This is a genomic window from Proteus sp. MB838, assembly GCF_054767435.1.
In genome coordinates, this window is record NZ_BAABMO010000009.1 from 37,927 (window position 1) to 49,876 (window position 11,950).

Below are 11,950 nucleotides of genomic sequence, written 5' to 3' on the forward strand. Positions count from 1 at the left end.
CGACTTTAAGAAAGGCGCCCAAACTACAGGCGCCTTATTATTTTGCCGAGTTGCTCACAGGGCTTCTTGTTATCAGGTTATTTAGCGTCTTTCCCTTCTAACACTTTAATCGCTTTTTCAACGCCAGCGCCATATTCAGGATGAACTTTGGTAAATAAGTCGATTTGACGTTGTTGTGTTTCTTTACTTGCTTGTGATAATTCGCCCGCAATACGCGCAAACATACGTTGATGCTCGTCATCGCTTAATAGCTCATACAGTGCACGAGGTTGGCTGAAATAATCTTCATCTTCACGATGGTTCCAGTGATCGGCTGCACCTTCAATAGAAAGTGGTGGCTCTTTAAAGTCAGGTTGCTCTTGGAACACACCGCCACTATTTGGCTCATAAGTAATACCATTACCACTATTACCATCAACACGCATAGCACCATCACGATGATAATTATGGAATGGGCATTTTGGGGCATTAACAGGGATTTGATGATGGTTAACGCCTAAACGGTAACGATGTGCATCACCATAAGAGAATAGACGACCTTGTAACATCTTATCTGGTGAGAAACTAATACCTGGAACAATATTCGCAGGGCTAAATGCAGCTTGTTCAACATCAGAGAAGTAGTTATCTGGATTACGGTTTAACTCAAAGTAACCGACATCCATGAGTGGATAATCAGCATGTGGCCAAACTTTGGTTAAATCAAATGGGTTATAAGGCACAGTTGATGCCTCTTTTTCTGGCATGATCTGAATTTGTAACTTCCAACGCGGATAATCACCACGTTCAATGGCTTCAAAAAGATCACGCTGAGAGCTTTCTCTATCTTTACCTACTAGAGCTTCCGCTTCATCATCCATTAAGTTTTTGATGCCTTGTTGGCAACGGAAATGGAATTTAACCCAGAAACGTTCATTATCTTTATTGATAAAGCTATAAGTATGGCTACCAAAACCATGCACAAAGCGATAGCTTAAAGGTAAACCACGATCGCTCATATCGATAGTTAATTGGTGTAGAGATTCTGGTAAATGAGAAAAGAAATCCCATTTATAAGCCATATTACGCATATTAGTGCGAGGGTCACGTTTTACGATATGGTTAAGATCAGGGAATTTAAGGGGATCACGTAGATAGAATACAGGAGTATTATTACCCACCATATCCCAGTTACCTTCTTCTGTATAAAATTTTAAGGCAAATCCACGAATATCGCGCTCAGCATCAGCTGCACCACGTTCACCCGCCACTGTTGAAAAACGAGCAAACATTTCTGTTTTTTTACCCACTTCAGAGAAAATTTTAGCTCGAGTATATTTCGTAATATCGTGAGTGACCGTAAATGTACCAAAGGCACCAGAGCCTTTTGCGTGCATACGTCTTTCAGGAATAACTTCACGATCAAAATGGGCAAGTTTTTCTAAAAACCAGACATCTTGTAGTAACATTGGACCACGAGGTCCTGCTGTTATTACATTATTATTATCTACAACTGGTGCACCAGCCGCCGTTGTGAGCTTTTTCTTTTCCATCACATCTTCTCCAATTTGTGGAATAGTGAACATTAAAAAATAGCATGGGTGAATAAAACGAAGCGAACAGCCTTATATTTATTATGGTTAATTTTTACTGTAATTCCACTTTAGCAAGATTAAAATTATTAATAAAACCCATTAGACCGATAGTATTGATAGATGTAACTTATTTACATAGATTGAAAAATCTAAACATTGACTTTCAATTCTCAGTAAAATTGTTTAATAAATTTGCTGTATAATTATAAGTTGGGAAAATTATTTGCTGGGGTAATCATAATGAAAAAGTTTTTATTATTAGGAGCAATGAGCGCATTACTTATTTCTGCTAATGCCAATGCCATATCGATGAATGTGCAAGCGGGTAAACATTATACTGATGTACAAGCAGGTTTAGGAGATGCCGATTCTGGACTTTCTTTTAACGGTAACTGGGCACGTAGTGATCACGATGGTCAATTAGGTAGTTTAGGTGCAAAATTTGCGTTACCTCTTGGCCCATTCTCAGCAAGCGTTGGTGGTAAAGCACTTTACCTCTCCCCCAAAAATGGTGATGACGGCGCGGCATTAGCTGGTGGTGTTGGACTTAATTGGCGTGTTTTACCTTCACTGAGTGTTTATGGTGAAGCTTACGCTTCGCCGGAAGGATTAACGTCAGGAAGTAAATCCTATTATGAAGCTGATGTTGGTGCTAAATACACGGTATTTAAACCACTTCATGTTAATGCGGGTTATCGGGTGATTGAAATTGAAAACGCGCATAATCACAATAACAATAAACTTGCTGATGGTTTCTATGTAGGAGCTGGTTTAAGTTTCTAATATCAATAACGGGAACATTAGGTTTTTCCCGTTTAGTTATTTATTTTTAGCAGGTGTTACAATTAACACCTGCTTTTTATTTGATTTTTATCAGCTAATGGTGATTAACCCACTTGTGGCAATATATTAAAGGTAATCGCAATTTGAATACCAATCACTACTAACCCGCAGATAAATACGATGGCTAAGGCTGGCTTACCGCCTTTAACTTTATAATGCTCTGTAGTCTGCTTTTGCTGTCTTACTTTCCATACCAGAAGTGCTGGTAATAATAGTGCGAGAATAGATAAAGCAATTGCTGCATAGGCTAAGGCTTGCACAAAGTTAGGGAAAAATAACGCACAGAATAGCGGGGGAACAAAGGTTAATAAACCAGATTGAAAACGACCAGATGCGCGATTACTGCGTTTAAACAAATCAGCTAGATAATCAAATAATCCTAATGCTACGCCTAAGAAAGAGGTGGCGAGTGCAAGGGCTGCGAAAAGGTTGACAGCAATATTGACTCGCGGTGTAGCAACCACATCACGGATGGCGGTGAGTAGGCCATTTAAGCCAGATTCTTGGGCTAAAATCCCCATAAAGGTGGTGGTGGGAATAGCTCCTAATGTTGCTAATTGCCATAAAATATAAGCAATAAGAGGGATTGCGCTACCTACGATAAATATGAGGCGTAGTTTTTTGATATTGCCATCCATGTAACTGACAATACTGGGTACACTACCGTGGAAACCAAAAGAGGTAAAAATAACCGGGATTGCAGAAAGAACGAGTCCCTGAGCGATAGGCATAGAGGTTAAGTTGACTTTTTCCACATGGGGTAACATGACTACCAGCATAAAAATTAAGAAAATAACTTTTGCTGTAAAGAGTAAGCGGTTAATCATATCCACAGAAGTGGTACCAATACCGACTACCGCACCACCAATAACTGTAAAGATAATGATACCTTGTGTGATGGTTATCTTATGACCAATCCAAGAAGATAAAGTCGAAGCTAATAATTCACCCGCACCACTGATATAAGCCGTTGTTAAAGCATACATAAGAAGTAGCAAAGCTAAACCTGTAACGACTTGTCCTCCAATACCCAGATAACGTTTCGCAATAGAGCCAAGGCCTGTATGGGGATCGTTGTATTGATAGACTTCTACTAATAAAAGCGCGGTGTAACTCATTAATAGCCATAAGCCCACCAGCAATAACACCATGGTACTAAAGCCAATACCCACAGCAGCAAGTGGCATTGCCAACATTCCTGCACCAATTGTTGTTCCTGCAACAATAAATACACTGCCTATAGTGCGATTTTTCACAAAGTCCTCGTTTTTCCAAACTATTTTACCTAGTTAAAAGTAGGGTATAAGAATGGTAAATTTCTGTCAAATTTTAATTACGATTGGTGTAATGTTTTGTTTACAAAATAAAGGGGATATAAAAAAACGCCAACAAAATGTTGGCGCTATTTAACATGTCTTTGGTTGTTGAATGACAAAAAAAGATTAATTAATCATCAAGCTCAACCATTCTTCTTATTTGATCACGATTAATTTGTTTGATTGCACCGGTTTCAGCATCTTTATAAATAATTAATCCGGTAGACTCATCTTCTTGAGGTTTATCTGTGGTCAAAATAGTTTGCCCATCGACGGTTTCAATTTTTTGTGGCGATGAACAACCTGCTAATAGCAGTAAAGAGAAAGAGGCGGCACAAATCGGTAAAATAGTTTTTAGTTTCATAGTAACGATCCTTTTTATAACTCTGTTATTTAACTTTAGTTAAAAATACGCATTTGTGTTAGAAAAAGAACAATATAAGAAAACAGTGATCATTATAGTCAATGGTTTTACTTTGTGCAGATCTCGATTTCGATATCACTCACAGGGTGACAGCTACAAGGTAAAATTTCATCAGCTTGAATAAATGCCAATGGCTCATTGCGATAACATACTTTGCCTTTTACTAAGCGTAATCGGCAAGAGCCACAATAACCTTCTCGGCATTGATATTCGATTTGAATTTTGCTGCGCTCTAACGTATCCAATAAGGAAGGGTGCGTTTCAGAGCTAAATTCTAATGCGGTTGATAGACCCTGCTGGTGCAGGGTCACTTTATGAGATGCCATAATGTATAGCGCTAGTTCTCTGTTTTACAGTTCGAAGTTACTTAAATCATCAGTATCTACTTGTGAGTCGATTTGACCTACTAGATATGAGCTTACTTCAACTTCTTGTGGTGCAACTTGCACATTATCAGATACTAACCAAGCATTAATCCATGGAATAGGGTTTGAACGTGCTTTAAACGGCAATTTAAGTCCTACTGCCTGCATACGAATATTAGTAATATATTCAACATATTGGCAAAGGATCTCTTTATTTAAACCGATCATAGAGCCTTCTGAGAATAGGTATTCTGCCCACTCTTTTTCTTGCTCTGCTGCTTCAACAAATAGGTCATAACATTCTTGTTCGCATTCTGCGGCAATTTCGGCCATTTCAGGATCATCTTGACCTGAACGCAGTAAATTGAGCATATGCTGTGTGCCTGTTAAGTGTAATGCTTCATCACGGGCAATCAATTTAATGATTTTAGCGTTACCTTCCATCAGTTCGCGCTCAGCAAAGGCAAATGAACAGGCAAAGCTGACATAGAAACGAATCGCTTCTAAAGCATTAACACTCATTAAGCATAGGTAAAGCTGTTTTTTGAGCTTACGTAAAGTAACTTCAACAGTTTTACCCTTTATTTGATGCGTACCTTCACCAAACATATGGTAAAGGTTAGTTAAATTGATTAACTCATCATAATAAGATGAGATATCACGAGCACGTTTTAAAATCTCTTCATTTTCAACAATATCATCAAAAACGACCGACGGATCGTTGACGATATTACGAATAATATGGGTATAAGAGCGTGAATGGATGGTTTCAGAGAACGACCATGTTTCTACCCAAGTTTCTAATTCTGGAATCGAAATTAAAGGTAAAAATGCCACGTTAGGGCTTCTACCTTGGATCGAATCAAGCAGAGTTTGATATTTTAAATTACTAATAAAAATGTGTTTTTCGTGATCGGGAAGCGCATTGTAGTCAATACGATCACGAGAAACATCAACTTCTTCTGGACGCCAGAAGAAAGAGAGTTGCTTTTCAATTAGTTTTTCAAAAATAGGGTACTTTTGCTGATCATAACGCGCTACGTTAACAGGTTGCCCAAAAAACATGGGCTCCTGAAGCTGATCATTTCTAACTTGTGAAAAAGTGGTATAAGACATAGCTTCCTCAATTAAATTTTACACGCGCCGCCTTCACAATCTGAATCTGCCGTTTCAACGACTTCTTCCAGATCACCTTGTACATCTTCTGCACCATCACGGGTATTGTGATAATAGAGTGTTTTTACACCATATTTATAGGCGAGCAGCAAATCTTTTAGCAGCTGGTTCATAGGAACCTTACCACTAGGGAAACGAGTAGGATCGTAGTTAGTGTTGGCAGAAATCGCTTGGTCGACAAACTTTTGCATAATACCGACTAACTGCAAATAACCTTCGATACTTGGCATTTGCCACAGTAATTCATAAGCCCCTTTTAGGCGCTCATACTCTGGAACCACTTGACGTAAGATGCCATCTTTAGAAGCTTTAATACTGATATAACCACGAGGTGGTTCGATACCATTGGTTGCATTTGATATTTGTGATGATGTTTCTGATGGCATCAATGCAGAGAGCGTTGAGTTACGTAAACCGTATTGTTTGATCTCTTTGCGTAAGCTTTCCCAGTCATAATGCAGAGGTTCATTAGTCAGTACATCTAATGATTTTTTATAAGTATCAATAGGTAAGATACCTTCTGCATAGGTGGTTTCATTAAACCATGGGCATGCCCCTTGCTCTTTTGCTAATTCATTTGATGCTTTTAATAAATAGTATTGAATAGCTTCAAAGGCACGGTGTGTTAAGTTGTTTGCACTACCATCTGAGTAGCGAACACCGTGTTTAGCCAGATAATAAGCAAAGTTGATCACACCAATACCCAGTGTACGACGACCCATAGCACCTTGTTTAGCTGCTAAAATTGGATAATCTTGGTAATCTAACAAAGCATCTAACGCGCGAACGGCTAAACGTGCTAGCTCTTCTAAATCGTCTAGATTTTCAATCGCTCCAAGATTAAAGGCCGAAAGTGTACACAGGGCAATTTCACCATTTGGATCTTTAATATCATTTAATGGTTTGGTTGGTAGTGCTATTTCTAAACATAAGTTTGATTGACGGATAGGTGCAATCGCCGGATCAAACGGACTGTGTGTATTACAGTGGTCAACGTTTTGAATATAGATACGACCTGTAGAGGCACGCTCTTGCATCATGAGTGAGAATAATTCAACCGCTTTAACTTGTTTTTGGCGGATACTCTTATCTTTCTCATATTGTACATATAAACGTTCAAATTCGTCTTGATCAGCAAAGAATGCATCATAGAGACCCGGCACATCAGACGGGCTAAATAATGTAATATCCTGACCTTTGATTAAACGTTCATACATTAATTTGTTTAACTGCACACCATAATCGAGATGGCGTACACGGTTATCTTCAACACCACGGTTATTTTTTAATACCAGTAGGCTTTCAACTTCTAAATGCCATAAAGGATAAAATAGCGTTGCTGCACCACCACGTACCCCACCTTGTGAACAAGATTTTACCGCCGTTTGGAAGTGCTTATAGAATGGGATACAACCCGTGTGAAATGCTTCACCATTACGAATAGCACTACCTAATGCACGAATACGACCGGCATTAATCCCAATGCCTGCACGTTGAGATACATATTTAACAATAGCACTTGAGGTCGCATTGATAGAATCAAGGCTATCATCACACTCAATTAGAACACAGGAGCTAAATTGACGTGTCGGAGTTCTTACACCCGCCATAATAGGTGTTGGGAGTGAAATTTTAAATGTGGATACCGCGTTATAAAAGCGCTCAATATAATCCATACGCGTCTCTTTTGGATAACGCGAAAATAGGCAAGCGGCAACTAACACATAGAGAAATTGTGCACTTTCGTAAATATCACCAGTAATACGGTTTTGAACAAAATATTTACCTTCTAGCTGTTTCACTGCTGCATAAGAGAAATTCATATCACGTTGATGAACAATAAACTTATCCATCTGTTCGAACTCTTCTTTGGTGTAATCTTCGAGAAGATGACGGTCATATTTACCGAGTTCAACTAAATGTTTAACGTGATCATACAATGCCGGTGGCTCAAATTGACCATAGGCTTTTTTACGTAAATTAAAGACAGCAAGACGAGCAGCAAGATACTGATAATCAGGTGTTTCACCAGATATTAAGTCTGCAGCAGCTTTAACCAGTGTTTCATGGATATCGGCAGTTTTGATACCATCATAAAACTGAATCTGAGAACGTAACTCAACTTGAGAAACAGAGACATTTTCTAGACCTTCAGCGGCCCAAGTAATAACACGGTGAATTTTGTCTAAGTCAATGCGTTCTTTATGACCATCACGTTTTGTGACGAGCAGGCTGTGATTCATGAGCGATGCACCTTTCTGGCTTTAATGACCTATAAATGGGCAACCTGAAATTTTATACCGCAAAAAAGCGCTCCCGATGACAAACATTGCCAAGGAGTCTTGTGGTGTGAAATTTAAGGAAACACAATATATAGGGGTTTGTTCAAATGGTGATAACAAGATAATGGTAATTGAGGGATTGATCAAGTGTACAAATCCGAATGTTTCTGTGGATAAATAGGGGATAATTTTTTTAACAACTGCCTGTACCCTGCATAAATACAGGCAGTCAGAAACTTAAAACGACGCTAAAAAGAGGCAAAGTCAATTTTTAAAAATGTGATCGTTTGATGTTTTATTAAACCAAATCAATCTCTCTATTTCACAAATCCGAATTATCGGTCGCTTGAGTGTGCACCATGTAATTAACATCAACATTTGGCGCTAATCGGAATTTGTCTGTAATAGGATTGTAATGTAACCCAATCATATTTTTGCTACGTAAATTGGTTTCATCGACCCAGCTTAATAATTCTGAAGGACGAATAAATTTATTCGCATCATGGGTGCCTTTAGGAACCATATTCAGAATATACTCCGCGCCTACCACCAGCATAAACCACGCTTTTTTATTACGGTTGATGGTAGAAAAGAATACATGTCCACCTGGTTTCACCAGTTTGGCACATGATCTTACAATGGAGGAAGGGTCTGGAACGTGTTCTAACATTTCCATACAAGTGACCACATCATAGCGTTGTGGATATTCTGCGGCATGGTTTTCAACGGTATCTTGTATATAGGTGACAGGGATACCGGTTTCCAGTGAGTGGAGACGTGCGACCTCTAATGGCTCTTTACCCATATCGAGTCCGGTGACTTCTGCACCAACACGGGCCATACTTTCAGATAAAATACCGCCACCACACCCAACATCGAGTACTTTTTTACCAAATAAGCCATCAGCACGTTCTTGGATATAATTAAGTCTTAGTGGATTGATGCGATGTAGGGGTTTAAATTCACCTTCAAGATCCCACCATCTTGATGCGACACTCTCAAATTTGTCGATTTCATGCTGATCTACGTTAGCATGCAAAGAGGTTGTTTTATCATTCATCAGAAAGTATTACTCCTATTTTCATATTACCGATGATTCTACCAATGTTAGAGAGCGAAATCGAAGCTAAATCGAAGAGAATCGCGAAAGAGTGATTAATTTCATTGTTTCAGTTTTCCTAAAATTGGCGATTTGTGGTATAGTTCTACACCTTTGAATCCGTAGTATGAGGGACAGTGGCTCCATGAGCGACATTGCCAGAGAAATCACACCAGTTAATATCGAAGAAGAGCTGAAAAGCTCATATTTGGATTATGCGATGTCCGTTATTGTAGGACGCGCATTACCCGATGTTCGAGACGGACTGAAGCCAGTACACCGCCGAGTGCTATTTGCGATGAATGTACTGGGAAACGATTGGAATAAACCTTATAAAAAATCAGCCCGTGTTGTTGGGGATGTAATCGGTAAATATCACCCGCACGGTGACAGTGCTGTCTATGAAACGATTGTTCGTTTAGCACAGCCTTTTTCTATGCGCTACATGTTGGTTGACGGTCAGGGTAACTTCGGGTCAGTTGATGGTGACTCCGCGGCGGCTATGCGTTATACCGAAGTTCGTATGGCGAAGATCGCCCATGAACTGCTGGCGGATTTGGAAAAAGAGACGGTCGACTTTGTTCCTAACTATGATGGAACAGAAAATATACCGGCTGTTATGCCAACCCGTATTCCAAACTTGTTAGTTAATGGCTCTTCAGGTATTGCCGTTGGGATGGCAACGAATATCCCTCCGCATAACCTCGGTGAAGTTATCGACGGTTGTCTTGCCTATGTTGATAATGAAGACATCACCATAGAAGAATTAATGGAATATATTACCGGGCCTGATTTTCCGACTGCTGCGATTATTAATGGTCGCAGAGGAATATTAGATGCTTATCGTACAGGGCGTGGAAAGATTTATATCCGTGCTCAGGCTGATATTGAAACTGATGAGAAAACGGGTCGCGAAACCATTATCGTGACAGAAATTCCTTATCAGGTGAATAAAGCCCGTTTAATTGAAAAAATTGCGGAGCTTGTAAAAGATAAACGTATTGAAGGTATCAGCGGATTACGTGACGAGTCTGATAAAGACGGTATGCGTATTGTTGTTGAGATCAAACGTGATGCAGTCGGTGAAGTAGTATTAAATCACCTCTTTTCACAAACTCAAATGCAAGTCTCTTTTGGTATTAATATGGTTGCGCTTCATCAAGGCCAACCAAAATTATTGAACCTAAAAGAAATTATCGCAGCCTTTATTCGCCATCGTCGTGAAGTGGTGACTCGTCGTACCATTTTTGAATTACGTAAAGCGCGTGATCGTGCTCATATCTTAGAAGCACTTGCGGTCGCTTTGGCCAATATCGATCCTGTTATTGAATTAATTCGTCAAGCACCAACCCCAGCAGAAGCGAAAGCGGCATTAATTGCCCAACCTTGGGATCTCGGTAGCGTGTCTGCGATGTTAGAGCGTGCTGGTGATAGCAATGTTGCTCGCCCTGAGTGGTTAGAGCCACAATTTGGTGTGCATGACGGTAAATACTATCTAACAGAACAACAAGCACAAGCCATTTTAGATCTGCGTTTGCAGAAACTGACCGGACTTGAGCATGAAAAACTGCTAGATGAATATCGTGAGTTACTGCTACAAATTGCTGAGTTATTGCATATTTTGAGAAGCCCTGAACGTTTAATGGACGTTATTCGTGAAGAGCTAACAGCAATTAAAACACAATATAACGATCCTCGTCGTACTGAAATCACGGAAAATACCGCTGATATTAATATCGAAGATCTGATTAATGAAGAAAATGTGGTTGTGACACTATCTCACCAAGGTTACGTTAAATATCAGCCATTGACTGATTATGAAGCGCAACGTCGTGGAGGAAAAGGTAAGTCAGCCGCAAGGATCAAAGAAGAAGACTTTATCGATCGCCTACTGGTGGCTAATACACACGATACTATTTTGTGTTTCTCAAGTCGTGGTCGCCTGTACTGGATGAAAGTTTATCAGTTACCAGAAGCGAGCCGCGGTGCTCGTGGTCGCCCAATTATCAATTTATTACCTCTAGAACAAGATGAGCGGATCACCGCTATTCTTCCAGTAAGAGAGTATGAAGAAGGTAAATTTGTCTTTATGGCAACGGCGAGCGGTACGGTTAAAAAGACACCATTACAAGACTTCAGTCGTCCTCGTAGTGCCGGTATTATCGCGGTTAATTTAAATGATGGCGATGAGCTTATCGGTGTTGATTTAACCGACGGTAGTAATGAAGCCATGCTGTTCTCAGCAGATGGTAAAGTGGTTCGTTTCGCAGAAGAGTGTGTTCGCCCAATGGGTCGTACTGCGACAGGTGTTCGTGGTATGAAACTGGTTGATGATGATAAAGTGGTTTCACTGATCATTCCTCGTGGCGAAGGTGATATCTTAACAGTGACTGAAAACGGTTATGGTAAACGTACCGTTCAAAGTGAATACCCAACCAAAAACCGTGCAACACAAGGCGTTATCTCGATTAAAGTGAGTGAGCGTAATGGTAAAGTGGTAGGCGCTATTCAAGTTGAAGAAACTGACCAGATTATGATGATCACCAATGCCGGAACGTTAGTGCGTACCCGAGTATCAGAAGTCAGCATTGTGGGACGTAATACACAAGGTGTTACCTTGATCCGTACTACAGAAGACGAGCTAGTCGTTGGCTTACAACGTGTTGAAGATGAAGATGATGCATTAGATGATGATGAAGTTGATGAAATGATCAGCGACAATATCTCTGATGTTCCAGAGTCTGAACCAACAGATGATGCGGATAGTGAAGAAGAATAATAGCTATTTTTCAGTAACTTAAAGCAAAAAAAGCAGGCGGAATGCCTGCTTTTTTATATTATAAGCATTTATTAGCCAATAAATTTTATCAG

Annotated in this window: 9 protein-coding genes; 2 read left to right on the forward strand and 7 right to left on the reverse strand. The window is 39.8% G+C overall.

Annotated elements, in window-relative coordinates; genetic code table 11:
* Positions 1 to 77: 77 nt before the first annotated feature.
* Entirely contained in the window at positions 78 to 1,532 is a 1,455-nt protein-coding gene (locus ACYUCW_RS05785) for a catalase (RefSeq protein WP_004248382.1), read from the reverse strand.
* A 282-nt stretch (positions 1,533 to 1,814) separates the two neighbouring features.
* Between ACYUCW_RS05785 and ACYUCW_RS05790 the strand changes: the two genes are divergently transcribed.
* Entirely contained in the window at positions 1,815 to 2,357 is a 543-nt protein-coding gene (locus ACYUCW_RS05790; RefSeq protein WP_460408269.1) for a YfaZ family outer membrane protein, read from the forward strand.
* Between the two features lie 104 nt (positions 2,358 to 2,461).
* Here the strand turns inward: ACYUCW_RS05790 and tyrP are convergent, their stop codons facing one another.
* The 6 genes from tyrP to ubiG all read right to left on the reverse strand — a co-directional run bounded on the left by tyrP (position 2,462) and on the right by ubiG (position 9,040).
* Positions 2,462 to 3,673, reverse strand: coding sequence for a tyrosine transporter TyrP (gene tyrP, locus ACYUCW_RS05795; RefSeq protein ID WP_004248379.1), 1,212 nt, complete (start codon positions 3,671 to 3,673; stop codon positions 2,462 to 2,464).
* 190 nt (positions 3,674 to 3,863) lie between these two features.
* A complete protein-coding gene (locus ACYUCW_RS05800; protein ID WP_004243656.1) occupies positions 3,864 to 4,097 on the reverse strand; it encodes a YgdI/YgdR family lipoprotein in 234 nt (77 codons plus the stop codon).
* 107 nt (positions 4,098 to 4,204) lie between these two features.
* Complete coding sequence (gene yfaE / locus ACYUCW_RS05805; protein WP_004248377.1) at positions 4,205 to 4,483, reverse strand: class I ribonucleotide reductase maintenance protein YfaE; 279 nt, start codon at positions 4,481 to 4,483, stop codon at positions 4,205 to 4,207.
* A 24-nt stretch (positions 4,484 to 4,507) separates the two neighbouring features.
* On the reverse strand, positions 4,508 to 5,638 hold the full coding sequence (nrdB, locus tag ACYUCW_RS05810; protein ID WP_004248376.1) for a class Ia ribonucleoside-diphosphate reductase subunit beta: 1,131 nt from the start codon (positions 5,636 to 5,638) through the stop codon (positions 4,508 to 4,510).
* An 11-nt stretch (positions 5,639 to 5,649) separates the two neighbouring features.
* On the reverse strand, positions 5,650 to 7,941 hold the full coding sequence (gene nrdA / locus ACYUCW_RS05815) for a class 1a ribonucleoside-diphosphate reductase subunit alpha (protein ID WP_004243653.1): 2,292 nt from the start codon (positions 7,939 to 7,941) through the stop codon (positions 5,650 to 5,652).
* Between the two features lie 361 nt (positions 7,942 to 8,302).
* Positions 8,303 to 9,040, reverse strand: a complete 738-nt coding sequence (ubiG, locus tag ACYUCW_RS05820; RefSeq protein ID WP_004243650.1) for a bifunctional 2-polyprenyl-6-hydroxyphenol methylase/3-demethylubiquinol 3-O-methyltransferase UbiG — start codon at positions 9,038 to 9,040, stop codon at positions 8,303 to 8,305.
* Between the two features lie 184 nt (positions 9,041 to 9,224).
* Between ubiG and gyrA the strand changes: the two genes are divergently transcribed.
* Positions 9,225 to 11,858, forward strand: a complete 2,634-nt coding sequence (gene gyrA / locus ACYUCW_RS05825; RefSeq protein WP_004248375.1) for a DNA topoisomerase (ATP-hydrolyzing) subunit A — start codon at positions 9,225 to 9,227, stop codon at positions 11,856 to 11,858.
* Positions 11,859 to 11,950: the final 92 nt, after the last annotated feature.